Consider the following 24,432-nt stretch of genomic DNA (forward strand, 5'->3'; position numbering starts at 1 on the left):
ACCTTTCTCATTGCACGAATACAGCTTGCTCCACTAACTGGGAGCCCGTTTGTTCTGCGCCGAGCACTCTCAGCTGCATACCCCCTAAATCCGCGCCAAGCGCAGCAAGCAGTGGCGACACGACCTGACGGATGACGGGTTCGGTTACGTCACTTAAGAGTGACGTTAACGGTGTGACCAAACCACTGATGACGCCACTGATCAAACCAGACAAACCGCCCTGACCGCAGTCTAACGCCAGGTTCCTTACCCGAACATCCAATCCTTGGAGACTACTGTCACTGGAATTCACCGTTTGGATGTCACACTGGCCAGACGGGCAATGCAGGTTGTAACTTTCCAGGACTTGCCCTGAAGCTGCCGAGGCCAGGTTTACCTCAAGGTCTGCATCCAGGCAGACATTGACTCCCGGTAGAAGCAATGGTTTAAGGCGCAGTATTGTCGCACTCAGTGGTGCCGGCGTGACAACGCCCGTTATGTCATTAACAATGCCAGTTTGTATGTTAGCGACACCATCTTGCACCAGAAAGTCAAACTCCGCCTCGTTCAGCGAACCTTTGGCGCAATCCGCATTGACCAGGGTTGCCTGACCACCGCCTACGCTGACCGCCAAGGGCACAGAAATGTTGTCCAACACCGAAAGCTGCAACAATCCCAACGACAGCGTGTTCACTAAACTCCCTAACACGCCTGTCGCCAATTCGACATTTACTGCTGCCTCAAGGGTAATATCCGACGAACGAATTGTTGTTAGCCACTCGCCCTGTGCATTCTGCCTTGCTGGGCCGATAACGATTTTAGTCGGTTCGTCCACAACCAGGCCAAGGGTTATATCAACATCCCCCAAAAGCCCGATAGACTGCACAAGACCGGCTAAAAGGGTTGAATCCGATGTGTCCAGTCCGAGAGTTATCAACGACGCCGAGGTTTGATTGAGAGCTCTCGCACTGTTGAGAACCACGCTGGTGACAAAATCGTAAAGCGGAAAAGACGATTGCGACACATCGGGTACCTCACCTGCCACCTCGAAAATGGCAGCCGCGCTCAATCCGCCAAGGCCGATTGCCCCGGTTAAATCATCCACAATAGCCCCTACCGGTGTGCCCACACCCCCAACCACGTTCACCACTGCCGACAACACGTCAAGTAATGGTTCATCAGCCATCTCGACCAGGCCGTTCACGCCCATTTCGGTCAACAGGTCGCCCACGTTAACAAGCGTGGACTCAAGACTTTGCAAACTGGTCGCATCAAGGGAATATCCCGGTACGCCTACCAGCTGGCCCACAAGTCCTCCCAACAGCCCACCTTCAACCGATGCAGTTGAGCCCTGTGAGCTGAGTATTGCGAACACCTCTTTTCTGGCGGCTGCTTCGGCGGTGAGCGTTATCGGGGGGAACATTGACTCAGGGAGTATGGCGGACACCGGCTCGGAACGGGTGTAACGGACCCAACTGGCATTTGTTTGAACCATTTCGGTCGAGGTATTTTTGCTGAAAAAGTTCATTGGGGATGTTGCTGTGGTTCCCGGGGCAAGCAACCCCGGAATGACTTCCAAGTCCGCGTCCTCACCATCAAAGCCTGCAGCTCTGGCGGCTTGCAAGCCTCGTGACTGCATGCGGGTAAAGCTGGCCGGTTCGCCACTACACGTTTGCGACTCGTCTGCGGCGGCGGTGGCAGCAGAATTCACGATCGATTGCATTTCCGACTTAATCAGCAACAGGCGTGAACCGTCAATAAGCAGGGTGGTGAATACGGCAATCAGCACCAGCAACAACGGCGTTGCAACCAGCAGTACGCCCCGCTGCCGAACGTTAATCATCACTTGTGGACTCTCTTATCCGTTCTGGAATTGGTCGCTCAAAAGAATCACTCAACCTTTCCCAGGATTTAACAACGATAGCAGCAGGTAACTCCCCCTCAGGCTCCACAGCTGTCCTCTGTTCGGATTGAATGCGCATGATACGCTGGGCTGGCACTTCAGACGGTTGGCCGAACGTGAGACCCATGAGAGGCTCAGCCGAACCATCGTTTTCACTGGCGAGCGCTGGCAGCGTAACAAAACAAAAGGCCAATAAACTCAGTAACTTCATAACATCGTACTCCAGTCTGCCCAGGGCTGTTCTTTTTGACTAAACTGCTGTTGTTCACCGTTGAAACGCATCCAGGATCGACAGCACGGCAGGCCCACCAATCAGCATAAATAACGATGGGAGCATGAATAACATCATAATGACAGTCATACGCGCTCCTATCCGGTTAGTTTCCTCTTTAAGCTTACTGCGCTCCTCGTGTTGCGCCTCCTGCACGATTTGGTCCAAGCCAGAGGCAACTTTGGAACCCAAGGTGCCGGACTGCTTCATCAATGCCACATAACTCCGCAGAACTGTGAGGTTTCTGTTTCGGCCTAACTCGTCAAGCGCGGCACTGCGTTCGGCACCACTTTCCATAACACGATTGAAGCGATCAATCCTACGTATAAGGCGAGGCATAATGTCACGTGCCTGGTTGGAGATAAGTCTCAGCGAGCGCTCTGGGCTCAATCCCGCCTCCATCAACATTCTTGTGAGCTGGCATAATTCTATAGCTTCACGATTCTGCATTTTCTCAGCGCTGGCACCCGCAGTGCGGACGAATCGCCTGGGAAGGTAGAAAGCTCCAAGCAATAACAGCGCTGCCGAGACAAATTCCAATCGGGTAAAGGCGATCACAGCAATGGCTATTGGTAACGCCCAACACCAGAACAGATAGTATCGCCGGGAAGCAGCGGCGCTCCGGCCCGTGGCGTCTAGGTAAGGCTCCAATTCCTGAAAATCGGATGCAAACAGCTTTTGATCCACCAACCAGAACACCAAGTCGCCGCCAGACTCCTCAGCTTCGTCTACCAAGGCTACTCGTCGATGATTTAGTCGCGCATGAATTCTGGCTTTGATGCTCCAGTTAGGAGCACTATGAAGCGTGACAACAGCCGCAAGGCCAGCCAGTGCCAGCGCACCAATAAAGATCAACTCAGGCACGCCCCACCCCCCGGATAAGATTCCAGATCATGAATATGCCAAGAAGCTGCAAACCACCCGAGACTGTCAGAAGCGTATGGCCAACGTCAGATTGCAGCAGTTTTTCAGAAAACTGCTCATTGAGAACCACCATATACACGGCCAGCGCTGGCGGAAGTAACGCAAATACAACTGCTGTAAAACGTGTTTCTGCGGTAGCGGCAAGAAATTCTCTGCGCAGCTCCTGCTGAGATCTTATCGCGCGGGCAACTTCGAACAGAATGGGGCGCACAGACGATCCGAACCTTGAGGATGTTCTCAAAGCAATCGAAACCTGAGTAAACGCTGGCACCTGATAAAAGCCGGCGAATGCATCCAAAACCTCGGTGTAGTCGCGCCCTTGGGCAACTGCATTGCGCAGGCGAAAAACCATGGGGTCGAACACGGGTGAAGCATCCGCGAACGCCATAACGATACTCTGCTCTACCGACCTGCCAACAGAAATAGACCGGAGCATATTATCCAGAATTGCGGGCAGCTCCTCATATATTCTTCGGCGCTGTTTTTCGAATTTGACCCGCCAAAGCGTCACCATGGCAGTGGCTATGAAGAAAACCAATACGAGCGCTTCAACCCAGCCTCGATAAATGAATGCCAGCAAGACACCCGTGATGATCAGTGCGGCAAGCAGCATCAGTTTTGCCCCGGAAATCCTTATCCCGGCACGAAGCAGCAGGTTTTGGATGGGGCCGAGGTCAATGACAGTTGATCGCTCCTCAGCAGCGTTAGTCTCACGCGCCAGGCGACTCTTAACGCGTTTTTTTACATTGGCACCAATCAACAACCTGCCAACGATCATCTGCGCAAGCATAACCATTAGGGCACCTGTTCCGGCCAGCAGGCTCAGAAACCAGAGGACCTGATCAGTCATGCATCTATCTCCCGCGCGGCAGACCAGTCCATCTCCGGCGATTTGTAAAGTGTCTCCATTCTGTAGGGGTCTGATTTTGAGGGCCTGAGTGCGACTACTTCGCTGACCAATCTGCGACCATTCGGCAATCGGGCAAGCTGCACCACTATATCCAAAGAAGAACCGATCAGGCGACCGATGGCCTTTTCTCCAGCGTCGTATCCGTTCACTGCAAGCAACGTTTCGATCCTGATCATGGCATCTTTGGCAGAATTGGAGTGGATGGTGCTCATCGACCCCTCATGCCCGGTGTTCATAGCTTGAAGTAATTCAATAATCTCCCCGGAGCGCACCTCTCCAACGATGACCCTGTCGGGCCGCATCCGTAATGCGTTTACAATAAGATCCCTCGCGGTAACCCGACCGCTCCCCTCGGTGTTAGCCGGACGCGTTTCAAGCCTTACGATATGAGGATGATTGAGCTGCAATTCAGCTGAATCCTCTATCGTAACAATGCGCTCATCTTTGGGAATGAATTCGCTCAACAGATTGAGGATGGTGGTCTTACCTGTGCCGGTTCCACCGCTCACCAAAAGATTGCGCCGTGACTCAACAACCTGAGCCAAAATATCCAGACACTCCCGTGTCATAGAGCCGAGATTCACGAGCTCATTAGCGGTAAGATGTTTGGAGGAGAATTTTCGGATGGACATGGAAGGACCATCAAGCGCTATGGGCGGAATGATGGCGTTAACTCTGGAACCGTCTGGTAAGCGAGCATCCACCATTGGACTGCTCTCATCCAGCCTGCGGCCAAGCGGTGCAAGTATACGGCGGATAATTCTTATCACGTGCTCGTCGTCAATAAAACGAGTCTGAACCTTTTGAAGTATGCCTGAGATTTCAACAAAAACGCTTTTGGCGCCGTTTATCAGGATATCGTTTATCTGATCATCAGCCAGCAAGGGCTCGAGCGGCCCGAAACCCAGCACCTCATCCACCATTTCTCTTACCAGCATGGATTGATCAGAGCTGGCCATGGGTATTCTGTGAGCAGCAATGTAATGCTCAACAACCGACTGAATGAAGCGGGCTACCTGATCTTTTTCAACCCGGTCGACTTCAATACCCTCCTCATCCAGCCGCTCGATAATATGTGAATGCACACTTTTCTTGAGGTTTTGATAGTCGTCATCGATTCTAGTAGGCATCTTAGCCCCCTCAGGCGCTGGCGCGTTTTAATATCAGGCTGGAGAAACCTTTCTCTTTCTCAATGAACTGTTTTCTAACAAAGCTTCGCAGAGATTTTTCATACTGAGTTTTTGCCGGTAACAGAGATATCGGAATACCCGCATTGATTGCGTCCAGCCTGTATCTCCACTCAATCGGGATTAGCAAATCACAGGATCGCCCGAGGGTTTTTTCAGCATCGGACAATGACAGATTGCTCTTTTTCTCGAAGCCGTCAACGATGACGAATACGCGACATCTCTCTGAAACCCAGTCTGACGCGTGCTTGATGATGTCATCGCTGGATTGAATTTGATCGACTGCCGGATGGGTCAATAACATGATGTTCGATACGTCCGAACCCAGCGCCCTTAACCAGCCTCCAAGGTGATCGGCTTCTACGCGAATAACGAGATGATCGAACAAGCTGGCGAGTTGTGTGATCGTAATATAAAGATCGGCGCCGGCGTCGCCTTCCAACGCTTTGGAATCAAGCTGCCCCGACAATAATCTTAAGCCTGGAGAGAACTCCTCAAGTGCGGTTTCTACAAAGGTGCGGTCAACATTGTCACCTCTGGATACCAAATCGTTGAGGGTCAACCTGTTAAGGTTGTCAAAGTAGAAGGTTCTATTTGGGTCTGAGCCCGAGTCTAGCGCAAGAATACTTTTGTCTTTTTGCGACTCACTGAGCTCATGAACAAAGTTCTGACCAAAGAAGCGGGTATCCACAACCGGTGAAGCGGCCGTTACAATCGTGATATTACTGTTTATTGCGCGACTCGACGCACCTCTTGCTGGCGCGGCCACGCTAGCAACTCTGGCCACCCGCTCTCGGGCAGAATCTGCATCTACGCCTGTAATCAAGCAGTCGCGGGCGCCAGCACGCATAATATTCAGCAGCAAGTCTTGTGATATGCGCTGAGACACTCCAACCAAGTGCGCCTCAGGGCAGGATTTCTGAACCGCAGAGAACACCTTTAAGGCTCTGCTGGCCTCATTTTCGTCGATCGCCACGATGACGACAGCTGCACCAGTGGCTTGAACTAACCGGCTGACACGGGAGAGATCTGACGAACTGACAAGCTCCAGATTCCAATCAGGCTCCAGGACGCGTTCAAGCCAAACACGAACGCCAACGTCGTCAGCAACACAGATAATGGTATCGCTCATGTTTTACTCCGTTACCAACTTAGACCACTTTCGATCGGCGCTCCGGCTTTACCGGGGTTAATGGCCATGTCGAGCCAGTCTGTGCTGCTCTGTTCGTACTGACGACCAAAATTTCTGACTTCAGCAGGCAACCGGTTCATAGCGGTTACAAATCTGGGTGTAACCACCATGATGAGCTCTTTATCCTCCGATGACACTCGGTCAGAACGGAAAAAAGCGCCCAGGATCGGAATATTGCCCAATCCGGGCAGCCGGTCGCTGTTATTTGTGGTTGAACGGCTCACCAGGCCGCTGATAATAAAGCTCTGCCCCGGAGCCATTGAAACCATCGTTTCTGTTCTGCGAATCCGTAAACCAGGTACTGAAACGCCGGCTGTGGTTACGCCAGCTGAAAAATCCAGTTCGCTGACTTCGGGTGCGACCTTTAATATGATTTGGTTCTCGTCAATCACCGTGGGAGTCAGTGCCAGGCTAACGCCAAACTCTTTAAACTCAATCTGGACATCGCCATCCCGGGAGGACACCGGTATGGGAAATTCTCCGCCAGATAAAAAAGTTGCTGTCTGGCCGCTGAGGCTTACCAAAGAGGGCTCGGCAAGTGTGTACGCGAATCCGCCCGACTCCAACGCGTTGATAACGCTGAGTGAGTTAGAGCCAAAACTGAAGAGATTGAAGCCTTCAGCTCTGAGGGCACCAGGGACAGATGGAGCAGAGCTCGCTGCACCGGTGCTGGCCGAACCGGGCGGCGCTATAGTTACGCCATTGGCACCGCCATTAAAAAGCCTGGAATAGTACACGCCCAGCGTGTTTAGCTCCGAGCGATTGACTTCAACAATGCGTATGTCAGTTTGAACCTGCATCGGCGTTTGGCTTTTAACGCCGCCAAACCGTGAAACCTGATAGCTGGTGACTTTCGGCAATGGCGCACCCTCTAGCCAAACCCGAACCGTTGCGGCACCGGGTGACTCAGCGGTGACAATAACCTCGTTCTCACCCGATGCTGTTACGGAGACCACTCTGGGGTCCGAAACGGAGATTTTAGCGAGGGGTTCCGGAAACTGCAGTACGTCTTGCTCTCCTTGTCCAAGCGAGACTGGTTTTCCTGAAGCAAATGCGGATGTGGTAAACGCTAGCATTAGACCGGGGACAACATGGCAAAACCATAAACTAAAAGCTTTTACCCAACCGGTTTTATTGAACATAAACACTCCTTGTAGAAGAACCCTCGAATACCTGAATCTGCCTACCCTCTGGAACTTCTGGCTGCGCCTTTGCCTCTTCGGCCATGGCTTGGGGTGGCTCGTCCGATTGCTCTCTAGCGGGGCGGATATCATTGATGAATGCCAGGCGCGGAGTTTCTGATTTCGACTGCGTTTCCTCAGCCATATCAGCGGCGCTGGCAACAAAAGACAACCTTGATTCTGCCGAAGCCAGTAAAAGACGGGCCACTTCGTCCCTCGGGACCAAGAGAACGAGGGTTTGGTTACGCCGCTGATTATCGTTCGCTTGTTCTTCAGCTGGGTCAGTTGAGCCCTGAACTGCCAAAACTTCGACCTGGCTCAAAATTTCCACTGTGACCGCCTCCTCGTCTGATACACCTCTGAAACTTCCATATATATCGAGATGATCGCCAGGTAAAACGAGGCCGCCAATACTCGTTAACGGGGTCAGTTCCAGAGCCAGTGCACGCTTGCCCTCGGTTACTAACGGTTGAAGCCGGGTTGCAGGCTCGAAGTAATCCGTTGTTAAGATCTCGCCTACCTTTAAACGCCTCTCAAGTGGCTGATCATACGACAGGTCGTTCGCTGAAACTGCAGTTTCAATGATCGCCGTCGTTTCAATCGTTGAAACCGACTCTGGATCGAGCGTATCGCCCGCATCCAAGGTTCGTACAGCTATAACATAAGATGCTTTAAGCTCAGATTCACGTGGCTCTGGATCTTCAACGAGATTTGCGGCTTCGGTGGGGAGCCCTTGATCAGTTTTCTGCGTTGAGATCAAACCATAAATGGCTAGTCCGATCGCCGCTGACGCGAGCAGTAAAGATGGTAGGGCGTATATAAACCTTGACCTCATATGTCATGTCCTTTGCCGGCCAGGATGAAGTGTGTCGTTGTTCAGAATGCTACGGATGAGCGCACCGTCAGCGAAGTAGGTAGCGGAGGAAATGTGCCCAAACCGAATACGTTTACCTGAGGCAAAAACCCTGACTCCGTTGCTTCGGCGCGAAGCGTACACTCCAAAAGGTCGAGACCTCCGTCTGTACTTATGGAACATTCACTTTCAACAACTCTCTCCGCCGCTGCCCTGGGGAGACGCTGCCTGAGCGCCTCCAGAACTTGGTTACTGTGAGCGACGGCGTCATCCGAGAAATCAGACGACGCCCTTCGGTCAAGCGAGAAAACAGCAGAAGATGCCCTATCAACCGCCACCTGCATTTGCGACTTGGTGAAGAATAGTACCCCGTAGCCCGCTGCGCCATATATGAAACCCACCAGGATTGGAAATATGAGCACGAACTCCAAGGTGATCACACCTCTCGATCGGATCGCTGCCATGACGTGTAGCCCAACGCTGACTAGGTAACGCTGTTCGCCAGAAGACAAGCGTGAAATTAGTACCAACTGGCAAACTGCGAATAAATTCAGGGAGTTGCCGCTTCCTCAACATCTCCGAACAGATTCTGAAGCGTGGTTGAAATGGTGCCGGCAATGTCATCGTTTAAACCAATCACCGCAATTAGAATGGCTATTACGACCGCACCCAGCATCAAATATTCCAATGACGATGCACCCTTTTCGCGTTTGAAAGCCGCTATGCCGGTAAACTTTGCAAACATCTTTTTTGTCCTCATTTTTGTCTCGCCCCGATTGATGATTTACACGATTTAGCCCGCGAACGATCCGAAACTGACACGTTAACGTAGACTATGCGATAACAATACCAACACGGTCAACTCAAGGGTAGCTCTCCAGAGACCAACTTACACCGTCACTTCTGCAAAACTTTGTAAATTTGTAAAGCAATTGTTTGACTATTTGTGCCAACGGCCATCTTTGGCAAACTGCTCTGGATCAATGCCGCGAGCCTCTAACTCTTCTTCTACACTCTCTCTGAGCAGGTCGTAAACCGGTATACCGGCTTGAATACCAACCCGAAAAATCATCGACAGTCGTCGAGCGAAAAATGGGCAAGGCGTATCAGGATTCGCAAACTCATAGCTCATTACACGGGACGCACCAAAAAGTGGCGCAAGCTGGCCAAGCTTGAATTTTTTGTCCTGCTGCTTCAGATGAGCCAGTATCTCGTGCCCGGCCATTGGCTCTGAAATGAGGAATCGAATGTCTTCAGGGTAGCGAAACAGATATCGCAGCAAGATAGCCGTCGGCGCGTCTATACGCTGCTGAGGGCGCTGACGAAAACGGTAGAAAGCCTTAACCTGCAAGCCCAACACCCAGTATGCTTCAGCACTGGTTAACCCGAAACTCTCCCTGAACAACGCAAACAGGCTGTCGCTCCGCCCGAGTATCGGTCGGCAAAATCTGTCGTAACTGAGAAATTTATCATCGCTTACAGGCAAGTTGTTAACCCACTTTCCCCTTACGAGCGCGGTGAATGGGTCAAGATCCCTGGATTTCGCTTCATCCCGCAATACCGCCAAGTAGCAATCATTGAACCATTGACCAAACAACTTGTGCACTGCAGATTCGAAACGCAGATGTGATTCGTCATCCAGCCAGTCCGTCAGCGAGTCTTTCTCACGAAGTAATGCCCACCCGTCATGGCACTTAAGAGCATTAACCACATAGCTCGGCGCATGGTCTGACGCGGATACAATGCCCTGCAGTTCAGCCTTAAAGATCTCTGCATATTTACCAACTGCAAGTAATTGAAGGCGCGCAACTGGCAATCCGGCATTCTGGATACCAGTAGCTCCCTCGCTAAGCATCTTATATGAGGAGATGTAGGAGCGGCCGAAGAGGGGGGCAAAGCCGGATTTTGCACCCGGCCGGACCGACTGCCCCTCTTCGAGGGCGTTAATGAATGGCTGCAGCAACTCAAAAACTTCAAAGCTTGAAGGCCGGAGCGGGATAGGAACCAGCTGAGGGCACCTGAGCAACAATCTCACTAATACAGCCTGGCTCGGCCGGATGCCAGGAAGCTCCGCATCATCGTCTCCGACCGTATCTTGCTGCAAGACACTTTGCTCGGCAACTCGACCGACTGTATACACAGAGGACTTGGCTCTCTTTAGCTGGCTTAACCGATTAAGGGGAACATTCATGAGTAACGCAAGGTCAAGATCGCGAATTTCTCCTCCACCCAGGTAGCTTTCCAGGACAGCAGCAAGGTTCGACAGCGTGCGACCGTTGACAGGCTCTGAAGGATGAATCAATTCGTTCTTGAGCATTGGGCGTACTCGGACTCGTTGAAATTTTGTTAACTTTCGGTGGCTGGTTCACAAACTACCGCTGTTATATTCTCTGCTATAAGTTTCAATGTTACCATAGGATCCTGAATTTTTGCTTTGCAAATAACACCATATCTGCTGACTTGAACGCACTTCACAAAGGATGGAACTGACCGTGTCTGCAATCGGAACCAAAACATTCTTCTTCTTTGAGGGTGACCGCCAGCCAGACACTCATAGACTCGGATATCCAGATTACTTTCAAGGACCTGAGTTGCAACTTCCCCGTAAGGGACTGACGCTGTTGTATGGAAATAAGGGTCCTGGCAGCCTGATTGGCGCAGCAGTGCGGGAGAGCGCATCGACGGGTAGGGGCGTTTGCTTTGCCGACATTAAAGTCGAAATTGGCGAATGGGACAGCAACAAACAACGACTAAATACGTTCGAGCACTGCAGATTCCTCAATCTCCCCCTGAGGGCCAATAAAGAAGTCCTGGATGACATTAACGCACACTGGAACCGCTGGCTGGACGAAGCATGCCTTCCCAATGAAGATTTCCCGAGAAGACCGTCAAACAGAATGGATCTTCTGGACAAACTGGTCACAATTGAGCCTTATTGCCACTTGAATGCGATCGCCTATGACGCGACTACTCGCTTTGGCATTGCTAAGTTTGTGACCATCTTTAACCGAGATGCCATCCTCTATGATCAGATAAATGTGATCCCGCCACAGACAAAAATCATAGTGGATTTTCCCGGGGCCTGAACGCTTCGGCGCCCCCCCAAAAAATAGTCCGGCACCACCAGCTCTCCCTGCCTATAATCATTGGTATGCGACCAAACCGTAAAAAATTGTCAACACCTATTTTTTTATCGCATAATACAAACTATACTCTTTTCTGAATAATCGATCTGGAGGGATCAACGTGCGCAAAACATCCATTGCAGCCTTATGTGCTGTTTCAATTCTGCCCTGCACAGCCTTTAGTGCGGAAAACTTTCCTCTTAGCTACACAGCCGTGGGCGTTGAAGCCAGCTACATCGATGCCGGCAACTCCCGCAACAAATCCGCCGTTCAAGACAATCTGAGCAATTTCTACCAGGGTGGTCTGAACCTTACTCATCAGTTCAATCCGAACTGGGGGCTCTTCGGCCAGGTTGGCTATGCAGAACCAGAAACTCGTAACGGCAATCTGGACACAGACCTGATGCAGTATTCATTGGGTGGACGGGTACATCCAGCAAAATTCAGATTGGCCGGATGGCGCCCCTTTGGTGGCCTTGGCTATAGCTACACTGACATAGACGTAGATGCAGGTGGCGGTAAAAATGAGGACTCCATTTACTTGGAAGGCGGCTTTCAAAGAATGGTTGCGCCACGATTCATGGTAGAGGCCGGTGTAAGAGCTCGGACCGAGCTGGAAGATGGTTACATTGATGGCCAGTACTTTGCCGGTATCCATTACCTATTCAACAGAAAGTTCCCCACTGCACCGAAGCCAGTGGTTGTAGCAACTCGTCAACCAGCTGTAGTACCACCCCCTGTCGACAGCGATGGCGATGGCGTTATTGACCAACTCGATAAGTGCCCGAACACCCCAATGGGCGCACTGGTGGACTCGCAGGGTTGCCCCAAAGAGCTGACTAAAGAGATTCGCGAAACTCTGTATGTTGAGTTTGAGCTGGACAAAACTGAGGTTCGCCCGCAGTTCTTCCCGGAAATTGAGAAGCTTGCAGTTGTTTTGAAGCAATACCCCAATTCCACCATTTTGCTGGAAGGCCATACCGACAGCACCGGCTCCGCCAGCTATAACCAAAAGCTTTCGCAAAGCCGGGCAGATGCGGTCATGAAAGTTCTCATCAATGAATTTGGTATCGCAAAACAGCGGATCACTACTTCCGGCATGGGCGAATCTCAGCCGATTGCAACCAATGAGACTGCTGAAGGCCGCGCTCAAAACCGTCGGGTAGAGGCTATTGTCTCCGGCGAATACTCAGAAATCATCAAGAAGTAAGCAGAGGACGCAATCATGATGTCATTCAAACACTCTTTGCTGGCGTTGGGGGTTGCCTCAACATTTATCCTTACCGGCTGCGGTGGCGGCGGTGGCGGCCCTGGCGAGCCGCGCCTGAACGTTCCACAGGACCCAACTCGTGATCAAACAGAGCAACAGGGCTTCTGTGATTCCTCAACAACCGCGTTTTCGGTTACAGAATTCGTTCCAGTCGGCGGCGCAACCGATGTTGCAGTCAATACCAATGTGCGCATTACATTCAATGCTAATGTTGATGCGGAGAGCGTACCTGGCAACGTGCGTTTGTTGATTGACGGCGCTAATGCTGTTGCGCTCGAGGAAGGTAGCCCTAGGGTGCTCGGCTCGAGCATTATCCTCAATCCACTCGGCGATTTGGCTGCCGAATCTTCCTTCACGATCGAGGCAGACTCTGGCTTACGTGCTGACTGTCCTGAGCCGAACACAAAAACGCTTGGCTCACAGAACACCTCTACGTTCACAACCGGTTTAGCAGATAACCTTGACGAGACAGGTCCGACAATCGTCGCTGCGGATCCGGAGAATGGTGAGTCCCTGGCACCACGGAACACTCGGATTTTTGTGCAGTTTGATGAGCCTATCGACCCATCTACCGTCAATGCTGATAACTTCGTGGTTACTCAGTTGGACACTAACGGCAATCCGGTAGGAACTGTCTCCGGCGCGATCAACCCGGTTGGAAATTCAATTGAGTTCACACCCGATGGCGATCTCGCCGGCCAGACATTCTTCAGAGTGAACGTCGGGACCAGTATTGAGGATCTAGCAGGTAACGACCTTACTGAAGCTGGCGAGTTTACTTTCCGTACCGGAGGCCTTGTTCTGGCTCTCAATGACGGCGTTGTGGATCAGATTCCGGGCTTAGGCGACGGTTTGAATGCACTGGTGGGCACGCTGCTTGACCCTCTCGCATTTGGTGACTCGGAAGATGGTCTGAGCAGCCTGGATAACGCTGTCATACTCCAGATTCCACTGATCGACGGTCTTCAGAACCTGGATCAACTTGGCACACTCCCGACTACATCAGTGAATGGTACAGACTTCACCGAGTTTACCTCAGCACTGGTCGCCGTTTGTGATCCGAAATCAGTAACCAGCTCATCCGATGGGACCGGTGGTATAGATGTTGATTGTGCATTGTCGTTGGATCTCGGATTGGATATAACACAGCTTGCTTCCCTTGCAGATGCATTTACAGGTGGCAACCCAGAGCAAGTACCTGACCTGCTGCTTACATTCCTCGAAGGCCTCGGCTCCGGTGATCTGTCAGCCGTTCCGCCAGAGTTTGCTCAACTGTTTGTGCAGGGTGATGGATTGGGCATTGATCTGTCATTGCTAGAGGACGGCTCTATTCCGCTCCCAGCACCACTTGAAAACGGTTTGGTTGAGCTTTTGGATACCCTCGGCCAATTGCCTGTACTGGGCACGTTAGTGAGCCAGACCGACAATAAAGAACTTGTTAACCTTAGACTGCTGGAAGGTGAGTTGCTGGGTGTAAGCGCTGGCGATCTGCTGTCAATTGGTGTTCTCGAAGGCTTCGAAACCTTTGTAGGCCCTAACGGTGTACTGAATCTTGGCGGGGCAGCTTTTGACGCTTTGCTAGGTCTGTCTCCCATCGGCGGCGGGGACGGAACTCCCAGTCCGGAAGACCTTCCTCTCATTGGCGACCTGCTGTCGTTCCTGGATGCAGAGAATTTCTTTGACGGCGGCTTTGACCCTAATAACCTTCCAATCATCGGTGACCTGGCTAGCCTTCTGGATATCGGAGGTGATTTCGGAGGCGGAGACATTCCCGTATTGGGAGAGCTCCTGTCTCTGCTAGACCCAAGGACTATTACCGATGGCAATTTACCCATCATCGGCGATCTCTTTGAGCAATTGCTCGCTCTTGGCCAGGGTGATGAAACACCTTTGGATAGTCTGCCACTGGTTGGTGATTTGCTCGGGTTATTGCAGGGTGGTGCTGCGGATAGCCCTCTGGGTGACATTCTTGACCCGTCAGCACTCGAAGCGATTCCGGTCATTGGGACACCTCTGAGTGGCCTTCTTGGCGGTCTCCTTGGTGGTATCACTGGCTGATAACACGACGACAAAAGCGTGCGTTCGTTTCTGAGCGCACGCTGACAACCAAGCTCTCCAGATCAATTTCAAACCGCCCTCGGGCGGTTTTTTTCTGTACAAAGCACAACAGCGTTAGCCAAAAATTGGTCATAAGTTTGTCATGTCAGGGCATTACCCTTGACGAAAACGTTTCAGCTTAATGTAGGCGATGGAATAATTTATGGCAGATTTAAACCTCGATAGACGACGCTTTCTCCAGATACTCCTGGTCAGCGGCTCCGCGGCCGCCTTGGCTGCATGTGGGGGCTCAGGTGACGGAGCACTGCAGATTGATCAACCCTCACCGGCTGCGCCAATCCCAGATACCCCGACAAGCCCTGAAGCACTGGCCATGGAGCTTCCGCTGTCACCGGGCCCCCTGATGGGTATCGGGCCGCTGCAAGATAGCGGAGTTGACGGCATCAGGATCCCAGCCGATTTCAGCATCCGAAGGGTAGCCGTCTCTGGTTTGACAGCCGATACGCCAGTGCCTTTGCCGTCACTTGGTATTATTAATTACCCTTGGCACATATTCCCTGATGGTGGCGCGGTATTTGACCTTGATGACGGTGGCTGGATCTACGCCAGTAACAGTGAAATTGTGCCCGGAGGGGGCGTAGGTGTGCTCAGATTTGATAGCGAAGGACAGATCACCGACAGTTATCAGATTTTAAGGGGCACTCGACGTAATTGCGCCGGTGGCCCTACCCCCTGGCAAACCTGGCTATCTTGCGAGGAAGTGCCTGACGGAAAGGTATTCGAGTGCGATCCTCTTGGTACACCTGATACCGCGCAGGAGCTCCCCGCGCTGGGCATCTTCAATCACGAAGCTGTCGCCGTTGATATGACAACCCGCACTCTTTATTTGACTGAGGATGAGGGCGACGGTCGCTTGTATCGTTTCCGTTCTTCTGGCTTGGTAACGTCTATCAACGGTCGCCAGGGGCTTGATATGCAAAATGGTGTTCTGGAAGTCCTCGAAATTGAGGGCTTCGAGTCTGGCGGTTATCAAGAGGATCTCCGTCAGGCCAGAACGGTAAAACGAGTGAACTGGGCTCCTGTGGTATCGCCTGAGAGAGCTCAAGGCCAGGTTCGAGCCGAGTTTCAGCGTACCAATGGCCGGGGCGCCCCCGGTACTGTTTTCCGTGGCGGAGAGGGAATCTGGATCCAAGAGTTCAAGCAAGATGAACGCCTGACTATCAGCGGCGCCCCCAACCCTATGCGTGCTGTTGTGTATTTTGCCTGCAAGGGAGACAACCGGGTATATGCTCTGGATGTAGACAACGATCTGATCGAAGTTGTTTTTGACAATGAACAGCTGATTGCTCCCGACATGGCCTTCGACGACGTGGACAACCTCACGGTGTCTCCCATGAATGACATCATTGTGGCAGAAGATGGTGAGGCGATGCGGCTGATGGTCATGAACCCGAACGGCCCCTCGAAAATACTCCTCCAAATTCCCGGCGGTGGAAGTGAGCTCACCGGGCCGGCATTTACAAAAAACGGTAAATACCTCTATTTCAGCAACCAACGCGGCAGCGCCCTCGGCCCTGGCATCCCCGGCTTGGGCACCACCTACGAACTGGAAATTCCAGATAAATATCTGACAATGATCTAAGCACCATCCATCAATCTTGCCCTTACAATCTTTGGGGTCAGACCCCCTGACATTTGGCACCATCAAATGTCTTGGGGTCTGACCCCATTGTTTATTTTTCAAGCAAACCCTCCGATTTCTTTCTATAACTGTACTTAAACACTTCCTTACAATTTGATCTTGAAGAAGTCGGAAGTCGTCCCGATGTAATTACTTAGGAATGCCATATAACAATATTGCGCTTTGCGGAGTGCTCATGAGAAAAAACCTGCCCGTCACCAATAACGAACGTACCTTTTCCCCCAGCCAGAAGTTGATTTCTTCCACTGACCTGAAGGGCAAGATCCGGCACTGTAATAAAGCATTCGTGGAAATCAGTGGCTTCAACCGAGAAGAGCTGATTGGCCAGCCCCACAACCTTGTGCGCCACCCGGATATGCCGCCGGAGGCCTACGAGGAGATGTGGGGGTGCCTGAAAGCCGGTAAACCCTGGATGGGATTGGTCAAGAACCGGTGCAAGAACGGCGATTTTTACTGGGTGAGCGCCTACGTAACACCGGTAACTGAGAAAGGGGAGATCATCGGGTACGAGTCGGTTCGCTCCTGCCCCGCCCGGGAAGATGTGGCCCGCGCCGAGAAACTGTACGCCAGCATTCGTGCGGGTAAGCAGGCGCTGAAGCTTCGGGGCTATGCATCCGCTATTCCGCATATCCTTGTCGGCATTGCGTTGGTCGCGGCAGCTCTTCTTTATGGTGCCGGGCAGGTTGCCGGGGCGGCGGGCTTGCTGACATTCCTCTTTGTTGGGCGGCATGTCTGGGCAACGGTGTCGCAATCGAATCTGGTCACCTCTGTAATGGAACAAATGGGCAAGACCTTCACCAGCGATCTGGCGGCCCGGAGTTATACCGATGATGGACTGAGTCTCGGTAAGCTAAAGGTAGCTGTGATGGCACAGAAGGCGCACCTGGACGCGGTGCTAACCCGGCTGGAGGATTCATCTGCGGCGATGAGGTTGCACACCACCCGAGACCTCGAAATAGCCTACGACACCCAGCAAACCATGCAGGAACAGCAGCAGGAAACCGAGCAGGTAGCAGCGGCCATTCATGAGATGTCGGTGACCATCGGTGAGGTGTCACAGAATGTGCAACTAACCGCCGACAAGGCGGACAACGCCCGCCAGGCGTCTGACCAGGGCGTTGCTACCATCAACTCGACCCGGGCTGCCATTGAGGATTTGAAGCAGACCGTTCACAACATCGGCCAATCGGTTAACGATCTCGCCCAGCAAACGCACCGGATTGCCTCTGCCGCGAAAATGATTGAAGACGTTGCCGAACAGACCAACCTGCTTGCCCTGAATGCCGCTATTGAAGCAGCACGGGCCGGTGAACACGGCCGGGGCTTTGCGGTGGTGGCAGACGAAGTTCGCAATCTGGCGCGCAGAACCCGGGAATCGACCAAGGAGATTCATGCTGTAGTTTCCGAGCTCATTGGCAAATCCGAGCAATCAGTGCAGGTTGCCGAAACCGGCGTGACAGCCGCTGATAATGGCCTGGAAAAGATGCTCGAAGCCCAGGCAAGCCTGTCAGAGATAGCCGAGTATGTGGTCACCATCGCTGAAATGGCTCTTCAAATGGCCACCGCCGTTGAAGAGCAAGCGCAGGTGTCTGATCAGATCAACGAACAGGTCGGACGCATCTCAAATATGGCGGAACAGAACCTGGTCAAGGGCGAGGAATCCACCCAAAGCGTGCGGGAGATGGGCGACATCGCCAAAGACCTCCACGAGCTGGTCGTCCGCTTCAAATAAAAGTTGGGGTCAGACCCCAGGACATTTGGTGGTGCGAAATGTCCGGGGGTCTGACCCCAATTTCATAGCGGGGCGTTTTCGATGCGTTCCCACATGCGCAGGTAGGCTTCGGCCGAAGTGAAGAGTTGGTTGACGGCGTCGTCGATGAGCTCTTGCGGGCGGTCGGAGTGGAGCATCATGTCGGCGATCTGGTCTGGGTAGAGGCCGTAGTGGGCCACGCCGCGGCCGTCGTAGAGGCCGAATTCACGGTCGCCGGTTTTCTGTTTGTGGAAGACCACGCGGCCATCCACGGAGGTGAACGGATAAAGCCTGGCCTCGTCTTCGGCGCTGCCGGGGTTGTTGGCAAGCTGGGCGATGCCGTTGACGTCGGAGGCAAAGCCCGCGCCGCCGAAGGGGCCCACTTTCTGGTCGTCCGGGCGTGGGCGGTTGCCATCCCGGACCAGCTTATCGACCCAGTCTTCACGAGTGCCACCGAACGAGGCGGTGATGCCACCCTGGGCGGCGATGCGATCACGCAGGGCTTCGGTGCCACCCCAGCCGCCGTGGCTATTGATAACCGGATAGTCGAGCTTTCCGGTGATGTCGAGGATGCGAGCGGCGGCTTTGCGGCTGATGTGGTCGGTTTCGATCATCATTTTTCGGCGCACCAGCTCCTGGATGAGGAAGTCGCCCAGGTCTGTGAGGCCACGACGGTTACACAGGCGTTCAGTACCCTGGCGTGGGTCCAGCGCTTTGAGTTGCTCAGGAGTCTCCGGGAAACGGTCCCCAAGATAATCAAGTTGGAACAACAACTGGTCCAGTATGCCAAAGGGTTGCAGAGCGGCGTTCTGGTCTGTCTCGTCCCCCACAAATTCAGTTCCTTCCGGGCACTCTTCAAACTCAATCAAATGACCGGTTTCAAGCAAGTTGCCCGCATACAGTACGGCTCCGATACCGACGCCGGAAGAGAGATCCGGCAGGTGGCCGCCAAAGGCGTTATCAAACTTGTGCACCGGGAACATGTTACGAACGCCCAATTGGTAAAGTTGATCAAGTCGTTCTACCACATCCTGAGCTGTGCATTCCGGCACGCCCATGAATTCGCCACAGCGCATCACTTTCGACATCTCGATGCCCAGCACCACAGCCATCTTGCCCTCACCGATCACTTCCCTGGCCTGGGCCGGGCTGGTGACAATCTGGAACCAGCCTTCACCGGGGCCGCCATGCTGCGCGTCTATGTAGTTCTGCATTTCATACATGCGCTGGATCTGCAGCAGGATGGCTTCCATCGGGTCACAGTCGTTCTGCTTCTGAGGGTTGATGCCGCACAGCACCTCGTTGTGTACCAGGTGGTTGACCAGGATTTTCATGCCGGAGTAATGGGCTCGCTCTAACCAGCGGTAGTAACTCTGATGGTGTTGCAGGGAATTGAAGCGAGGCCAATCGTTGAAGGTTGGCCATCCCTGGGTGTCGTGGGGCCCGGTGCCACTGGTAACGAGCTCCAGGAAGCCTGTGGTACCCCAGGGACCATGAGCTACCTCACAGTTTTCTAGGGCATGGGTAACGCCGAATTTATGGAACGGAGCGCCATAATTAACGCGGCCGCCGATGAATTCATAGGCCGAGATGTGGGAGTGAGTGTCGACGTACCCGAAGATATCGTCGTTATCAATGCCTTCGATGTTCTTGAAGCGGTCAACCTCTTTCAGGTACACCGCCGGGCCGCGCTTGTCGGCCACTTCCAGGCTGAGGTCGGCTTCCGGGTAATCAGCACAACCTTGGGCTGGCTCAAAAGTGAAGGCATTGCTGGTATCACGCAACGATGGTGACGACAGGGTTAAACCCTCTTCCGAGGTGCCCAGAATCAACCCGGTGACGGCAGAGGTGAGCGTATACTCACTGTCTTGCAGCTTGTTGAGCTTCCAGACCGCCAGATCGTTCGGACTATCTACCGTGGCCAGCGCCGGGCGTACATCCGTGTTGGCCAACTGGTCTCCGGCGAATTCCAGGCTTTCACCCAGTTCTCGCAGCAACCCGCCCAGCGGGGCAATCGGGTCTAGTAATATATTAGTGGTATCCCCCAACCCGGCCACCAGATAGCTTAGCTCGCCAATGAACATGCCGGTGGTATCCAGAAATTCGCCACCGGGATCACTGATGCCCAGCAGTTCAAATTGCCCTGCTTCGCCGGCCTCGCGCTGATAATCCGGCATCAGCAGGTAGGCACCAAGCTCCGTCGGCCGCAGATAGAAACGGGCGGCCTGACCCGGGTCGCTGGTTACTCCATATACTTGCCCCGAGCCATCAGAGATAAACCGGCCATCGGCCCGCAAGCTGTAACAGCCGTTGGCAAAGGCAAAGCGGGTGTTTTCGTAGGCGTAGGGTTTGGTTGTCTTGCCCGGAGGCAGATCGGGGATTGAATTACCTGAACCCGGGCGCTGCTCGTTATTTGGGGTTGCCGTTGGAGCAGAATCACTACCGCCGCCACCACAGGCGGACAGCAGAAGTATGGAACTTGCACAAACCGCCGAAACCAGCAGACGCTGGCGCGCTAAAATGGCCACGTTATGTCTCCTTTACGGACTTCGAGTCCTTCTTGTTTTAGTATCGCACTACATATCTTATGCTTAATTATTAACCAAAAATAATAAGACGTCACGTCTTACAAAGAGGCATTGCGGGCCAATCTTTTAAGCACGGGAAAAGTTGATGAACAGAGAGGGGGAAGGAAGAGCCCGCCCCGACCGGGGCGGGCAGAAGGTATAAGACGGCGAATCTGTTAACGAACACCAGCCCGGCGCAGAGCAGCCGGCGTAAAGTCATTGGAGCGGGCCGTGACACCATAAGTGTAAGGGTCGCTTTCCTCGTTGGTCAGTCCCATAACCAGGTAACGGCCTGACATCAAGTCATAGAGGGTTTCGGCGGCGTAAGCCGGAACATCAATGTCATAACCTTGGATGTGATGAGCCTCTGCGACACGCCACAGGTCGCCACGGCCATCGTAGTGATCTACAACAGCAATTTGCCAGGAATCCTCATCCACATAGAAGTCCCGCTTGGCATAGATGTGACGCTCGCCATCTTTCAGGGTGGCGCGCACATGCCACACACGATGCAGCTCATAACGGGTGATGGACGGATTGATGTGACCCGGCTGGATAATGTCGTTGTAGCTCAGGTCACGGGACGCCAGGCGGTAGGAGTTGTATGGGATGTACATTTCTTTCTTGCCCACCAGCTCCCAGTTGTAACGGTCTGGTGCGCCGTTGAAAAGGTCCAGGTTATCAGAGGTACGCTGGCCGTCTGCTGCGGTACCCGGGCCGTCATAAGCTACCTGGGGTGCCCGGCGAACCCGGCGCTGGCCGGAGTTGTATAACCATGCTCGGCGACCTTCTTTTACCTGGTCCAGGGTTTCGTGCACCAAAAGCACGTTACCCGCCAGGCGAGTCGGTGCCGTGATCACCTGTTTGAAGTAAAACAGTACGTTTTCGTCCATACCCGGCTCATAATCCGCCAGCCTGACACGATCAGTCAGGTGCTCAGTGAACTTTACAGGACTGAATTCGCCGTTGGCCTGGGGCGTTACCTGGGCCACGTTACGGATGATGGAACCACCGCGATAGCGAGTAATGTGGTTGAAGATCACTTCCTGCCCCTTCTGGGGGATCGGGAAAGGCACGCCTTTCTCATAGTTCTGCAGGCCGTTTCCGTCTGGCGTCAGCGACACGGTGGTGGCATTCTCCTTGGCGAGATTCATCAACTCTTGTGGGTAGGTTGAGGTACGGCGGGTCTCATATACCGGAATTGAGAAGGTGCTGTAAGTTTTGATCATCGCCACCTGGCCGGGGGACAGGTTGTCTGCGTATTGGTCCACGTTGCTCTGATCGATCACAAACTTCACTTCGTCGTTGGGGAACGGGTCCGGATAAATACCCTGCTGAGGCTGATTGACACCCGGGTCGGTCAAACCACCATCCCAGGCCGGGATGGCGCCGCCGTTGCCGGCCTTTTCAGCACCAATTGGCGTCAACTCGTTACCCAGCTTGGCTGCTTCAGATTCGGATACCGCAGCCATCGCTGCAGAAGTTCCGAACAGGGACAGCGCAATGGCGCCGGCAATGAGGTGTCTCTTATAGGTTTTCATGGTCGATACTCCTGTTATTTTAGCCATCAGAATGAGTAGGAGATGCTGGCCGAAACGAAATCCCGGTCGGAGATTTCGTTCCAGTCACCTCCGAAGTAGCTGGTGTAGTTGATAGAGCCCGAGTAGCGGTTCTGGTAGTTGGCATCAAGGCCGATGCTCAGCGATTTGTTGCCTTCCTTGAAGTTACCGCCCGGATCTGGTGCGTACCCTTTGACATCGTGGCTGAAGAACAACTTGGGCATCAGGTTGATGCCCGCAAAGGCGTTAGCATAGTCAAGCGCAAACAGTGTGCGGTACCCCCAAGAGAAAGACGTGGTGAAACCATCGTTCTTACAAAAGGTGGGGTTGATGTTCAGTCTGGAGGTTTCATCACCCGGCCCAGCGCTACAGAAGTCCCCGTTAAAGCTGTCGCCCTCGAGGGGGACCGGGCCAACCCCAAACATGCCTGAGCGACCGTATCTGGCCTCGCTCTTGTCTGGCAATTCGTGTACGTACGTTGCCCCCACTTCCGCGATGGTGATAAACCGGTCAGCGCCGAAGACACGGTCAACGAAGTGGATAAGCGTGGCCTGGGCTTGAGATATGTCGTATCGATCAAATCCATCCACGCGCTCCCCAGCGTAATTAACTCCCGGATTGGCGTCACGGAAACGCTGTTCCAGTTTGCTGATTACTTGGCCGTCTGGTCCACGTTGCTGCAAGCCACCGTAAATCAGTTCGAAGGTATTCCATTGAACAGGTGCGTCTTTCTTGAAGCTGTACTCCGCACCCAGTGAGGTGCCGGTTGGCAAGGTGGTGTTGATGCTGATGCCATAGAGTTCGATACCTTTCGGGTAATCAATGTAGTAACTGGGAAAACGGGATTCTGGTATTTCCGGATTGTTGAACTGGCTATCAAACTCCGGCTCAGGATTGGCTACAACGCCGCTGATCATTGGCAGGCGGCTGTGGTAGCGGACGTAGTAGAAACCGAGTTCGGAATCGAGCGCCGGTACGTACCAACGCAACGCAACGCCAAACTGGTCTTTGTCCCCGGGTTCTACATCACCTTGTCGGGGCGCTACGAACTCTTCGTCAAACGCTTGTGCATCAGGCACCTGACCGGCAAGCAATACCGGGCCGCAACCGGGGGACGCCACGTCTGCTGATGAGAAATAGGTACCGCAATCATCAACTTTGAACGGCTCCCACTCCAGCTGTGCATAGGCTTCAAGGGTGATCTCCGAGGTTAAGCCTATTGAGGTATAGACCATATTTACCGGCAGCAGGGCATCTTTCAGCTCGGCACCAGGCGTTCTCAGGGCAACGACATCAATGGGATTGGTTGCATTGATGCCACCCTGAATGAATGTGCTCTCCCCCCAGCTGACTACCTGCCGACCGGCTCGGACTGACACCGGCGTATTGCCCAAGTACCAATCGGTAAAGATATAGGCATCGAGCAGGTCTACGCCTGCAGCGTTGTCTTTAGCCTTACTGTTAAGTTCACGGCGCTGCCCTACCGGGTCCACCGCTCTTTTGTTGTCTTTGAGTTCATGATCATAGTAATAGGTACCACGCACCAGCGCGCCGATACGGGTGAGGTAGTTGCTGTTCGGACTGTAATCCAGGAATAGCTCGGAGCGGCCCCGGAGGATCTGTGAATACGGGTCGCCTTTGTCGAAATTGAGGTTACCGTCATCAAAGTTATTGGATGACGCCCCGATGTTGCTGTAAGCAAATTCTGGCCCCAGATTACCCTGGGAGATCAGGTTTGGATCACGATCTTCCACGCGTACCGCAATACCCGCAGTCAAGGTGGTGCTGAGGGACGCGTCAATACCATAGAAGTTAAAATCAATGGCGGCTGCCGGAGGCGCGACCAATGCAGCAATCGCTGCGGCAAGGCCGGTGTGCTTTCCGGCGAACCGGCTAATCGTTGTTTTTGTCATTGATATGCTCCTGTGTCTGAGCTGTCCCGGCCACTTCAGGGCCGGGCTCATTATTAGCGAGTAGTCTGTAGATCAAGGCTTTCGGATG

General features: G+C 53.2%; 19 protein-coding genes. 5 read left to right on the forward strand and 14 right to left on the reverse strand.

The window, feature by feature from the left end; translation table 11 throughout:
* Positions 1-7: 7 nt before the first annotated feature.
* The 11 genes from ACTZWX_RS13940 to ACTZWX_RS13990 all read right to left on the reverse strand — a co-directional run bounded on the left by ACTZWX_RS13940 (position 8) and on the right by ACTZWX_RS13990 (position 10,717).
* Complete coding sequence (locus tag ACTZWX_RS13940; protein ID WP_444714555.1) at positions 8-1,768, reverse strand: hypothetical protein; 1,761 nt, start codon at positions 1,766-1,768, stop codon at positions 8-10.
* A 46-nt stretch (positions 1,769-1,814) separates the two neighbouring features.
* The gene (locus tag ACTZWX_RS13945) at positions 1,815-2,093 is read right to left on the reverse strand and encodes a hypothetical protein (protein ID WP_444714450.1); all 279 of its coding nucleotides are present in this window, start codon (positions 2,091-2,093) and stop codon (positions 1,815-1,817) included.
* 54 nt (positions 2,094-2,147) lie between these two features.
* A complete protein-coding gene (locus ACTZWX_RS13950) occupies positions 2,148-3,017 on the reverse strand; it encodes a type II secretion system F family protein (protein ID WP_444714451.1) in 870 nt (289 codons plus the stop codon).
* A complete protein-coding gene (locus ACTZWX_RS13955) occupies positions 3,010-3,927 on the reverse strand; it encodes a type II secretion system F family protein (protein WP_444714452.1) in 918 nt (305 codons plus the stop codon). Before ACTZWX_RS13955 ends, ACTZWX_RS13950 begins: the two co-directional genes overlap by 8 nt.
* Complete coding sequence (locus ACTZWX_RS13960) at positions 3,924-5,117, reverse strand: CpaF family protein (RefSeq protein ID WP_444714453.1); 1,194 nt, start codon at positions 5,115-5,117, stop codon at positions 3,924-3,926. Before ACTZWX_RS13960 ends, ACTZWX_RS13955 begins: the two co-directional genes overlap by 4 nt.
* 10 nt (positions 5,118-5,127) lie before the next feature.
* The gene (locus ACTZWX_RS13965) at positions 5,128-6,306 is read right to left on the reverse strand and encodes an AAA family ATPase (RefSeq protein ID WP_444714454.1); all 1,179 of its coding nucleotides are present in this window, start codon (positions 6,304-6,306) and stop codon (positions 5,128-5,130) included.
* 11 nt (positions 6,307-6,317) lie between these two features.
* On the reverse strand, positions 6,318-7,508 hold the full coding sequence (locus tag ACTZWX_RS13970) for a type II and III secretion system protein family protein (RefSeq protein WP_444714455.1): 1,191 nt from the start codon (positions 7,506-7,508) through the stop codon (positions 6,318-6,320).
* Positions 7,498-8,382, reverse strand: a complete 885-nt coding sequence (gene cpaB, locus ACTZWX_RS13975; RefSeq protein ID WP_444714456.1) for a Flp pilus assembly protein CpaB — start codon at positions 8,380-8,382, stop codon at positions 7,498-7,500. Before cpaB ends, ACTZWX_RS13970 begins: the two co-directional genes overlap by 11 nt.
* A 41-nt stretch (positions 8,383-8,423) precedes the next feature.
* Positions 8,424-8,864, reverse strand: coding sequence for a TadE/TadG family type IV pilus assembly protein (locus ACTZWX_RS13980; RefSeq protein WP_444714457.1), 441 nt, complete (start codon positions 8,862-8,864; stop codon positions 8,424-8,426).
* Between the two features lie 86 nt (positions 8,865-8,950).
* Positions 8,951-9,145, reverse strand: a complete 195-nt coding sequence (locus tag ACTZWX_RS13985; RefSeq protein ID WP_444714458.1) for a hypothetical protein — start codon at positions 9,143-9,145, stop codon at positions 8,951-8,953.
* 195 nt (positions 9,146-9,340) lie between these two features.
* On the reverse strand, positions 9,341-10,717 hold the full coding sequence (locus ACTZWX_RS13990; protein ID WP_444714459.1) for a hypothetical protein: 1,377 nt from the start codon (positions 10,715-10,717) through the stop codon (positions 9,341-9,343).
* 175 nt (positions 10,718-10,892) lie between these two features.
* Between ACTZWX_RS13990 and ACTZWX_RS13995 the strand changes: the two genes are divergently transcribed.
* The 5 genes from ACTZWX_RS13995 to ACTZWX_RS14015 all read left to right on the forward strand — a co-directional run bounded on the left by ACTZWX_RS13995 (position 10,893) and on the right by ACTZWX_RS14015 (position 18,287).
* On the forward strand, positions 10,893-11,486 hold the full coding sequence (locus ACTZWX_RS13995) for a hypothetical protein (RefSeq protein ID WP_444714460.1): 594 nt from the start codon (positions 10,893-10,895) through the stop codon (positions 11,484-11,486).
* A gap of 160 nt (positions 11,487-11,646) precedes the next feature.
* Positions 11,647-12,735 carry an OmpA family protein gene (locus ACTZWX_RS14000; RefSeq protein ID WP_444714461.1) on the forward strand — a complete coding sequence of 363 codons (1,089 nt, stop codon included), beginning with the start codon at positions 11,647-11,649 and terminating at the stop codon, positions 12,733-12,735.
* A 15-nt stretch (positions 12,736-12,750) separates the two neighbouring features.
* Positions 12,751-14,853: an Ig-like domain-containing protein gene (locus tag ACTZWX_RS14005; protein WP_444714462.1), complete on the forward strand. Its 2,103-nt coding sequence runs from the start codon at positions 12,751-12,753 to the stop codon at positions 14,851-14,853.
* A gap of 202 nt (positions 14,854-15,055) precedes the next feature.
* Positions 15,056-16,495: an alkaline phosphatase PhoX gene (locus tag ACTZWX_RS14010; RefSeq protein WP_444714463.1), complete on the forward strand. Its 1,440-nt coding sequence runs from the start codon at positions 15,056-15,058 to the stop codon at positions 16,493-16,495.
* Positions 16,496-16,730: 235 nt separating this feature from the next.
* Positions 16,731-18,287, forward strand: a complete 1,557-nt coding sequence (locus tag ACTZWX_RS14015; protein ID WP_444714464.1) for a methyl-accepting chemotaxis protein — start codon at positions 16,731-16,733, stop codon at positions 18,285-18,287.
* 62 nt (positions 18,288-18,349) lie between these two features.
* Here the strand turns inward: ACTZWX_RS14015 and ACTZWX_RS14020 are convergent, their stop codons facing one another.
* From ACTZWX_RS14020 to ACTZWX_RS14030, 3 genes are all read right to left on the reverse strand, one after another.
* Positions 18,350-20,833 (reverse strand): hypothetical protein, encoded by a 2,484-nt coding sequence (locus ACTZWX_RS14020; RefSeq protein WP_444714465.1) that lies wholly within the window; start codon positions 20,831-20,833, stop codon positions 18,350-18,352.
* Positions 20,834-21,048: 215 nt separating this feature from the next.
* Complete coding sequence (locus tag ACTZWX_RS14025; RefSeq protein ID WP_444714466.1) at positions 21,049-22,413, reverse strand: DUF1329 domain-containing protein; 1,365 nt, start codon at positions 22,411-22,413, stop codon at positions 21,049-21,051.
* Positions 22,414-22,439: 26 nt separating this feature from the next.
* Positions 22,440-24,344, reverse strand: coding sequence for a DUF1302 domain-containing protein (locus ACTZWX_RS14030; RefSeq protein WP_444714467.1), 1,905 nt, complete (start codon positions 24,342-24,344; stop codon positions 22,440-22,442).
* Between the last annotated feature and the right edge of the window lie 88 nt (positions 24,345-24,432).

Origin of the sequence: Marinobacter sp. NSM, from assembly GCF_052380025.1 — a bacterium.
Taxonomy (GTDB): domain Bacteria; phylum Pseudomonadota; class Gammaproteobacteria; order Pseudomonadales; family Oleiphilaceae; genus Marinobacter.

Excerpts from the sequence above, each read along its gene's own strand:
- ACTZWX_RS13965 (WP_444714454.1), bottom strand. The coding sequence starts at position 6,306 with ATGAGCGATACCATTATCTGTGTTGCTGACGACGTTGGCGTTCGTGTT.
- ACTZWX_RS13980 (WP_444714457.1), bottom strand. The coding sequence starts at position 8,864 with ATGGCAGCGATCCGATCGAGAGGTGTGATCACCTTGGAGTTCGTGCTC.
- ACTZWX_RS13990 (WP_444714459.1), bottom strand. The coding sequence starts at position 10,717 with ATGCTCAAGAACGAATTGATTCATCCTTCAGAGCCTGTCAACGGTCGC.
- cpaB (WP_444714456.1), bottom strand. The coding sequence starts at position 8,382 with ATGAGGTCAAGGTTTATATACGCCCTACCATCTTTACTGCTCGCGTCA.
- ACTZWX_RS13985 (WP_444714458.1), bottom strand. The coding sequence starts at position 9,145 with ATGTTTGCAAAGTTTACCGGCATAGCGGCTTTCAAACGCGAAAAGGGT.
- ACTZWX_RS13960 (WP_444714453.1), bottom strand. The coding sequence starts at position 5,117 with ATGCCTACTAGAATCGATGACGACTATCAAAACCTCAAGAAAAGTGTG.
- ACTZWX_RS14030 (WP_444714467.1), bottom strand. The coding sequence starts at position 24,344 with ATGACAAAAACAACGATTAGCCGGTTCGCCGGAAAGCACACCGGCCTT.
- ACTZWX_RS14025 (WP_444714466.1), bottom strand. The coding sequence starts at position 22,413 with ATGAAAACCTATAAGAGACACCTCATTGCCGGCGCCATTGCGCTGTCC.
- ACTZWX_RS13970 (WP_444714455.1), bottom strand. The coding sequence starts at position 7,508 with ATGTTCAATAAAACCGGTTGGGTAAAAGCTTTTAGTTTATGGTTTTGC.
- ACTZWX_RS14010 (WP_444714463.1), top strand. The coding sequence starts at position 15,056 with ATGGCAGATTTAAACCTCGATAGACGACGCTTTCTCCAGATACTCCTG.
- ACTZWX_RS14015 (WP_444714464.1), top strand. The coding sequence starts at position 16,731 with ATGAGAAAAAACCTGCCCGTCACCAATAACGAACGTACCTTTTCCCCC.
- ACTZWX_RS14005 (WP_444714462.1), top strand. The coding sequence starts at position 12,751 with ATGATGTCATTCAAACACTCTTTGCTGGCGTTGGGGGTTGCCTCAACA.
- ACTZWX_RS13955 (WP_444714452.1), bottom strand. The coding sequence starts at position 3,927 with ATGACTGATCAGGTCCTCTGGTTTCTGAGCCTGCTGGCCGGAACAGGT.
- ACTZWX_RS13945 (WP_444714450.1), bottom strand. The coding sequence starts at position 2,093 with ATGAAGTTACTGAGTTTATTGGCCTTTTGTTTTGTTACGCTGCCAGCG.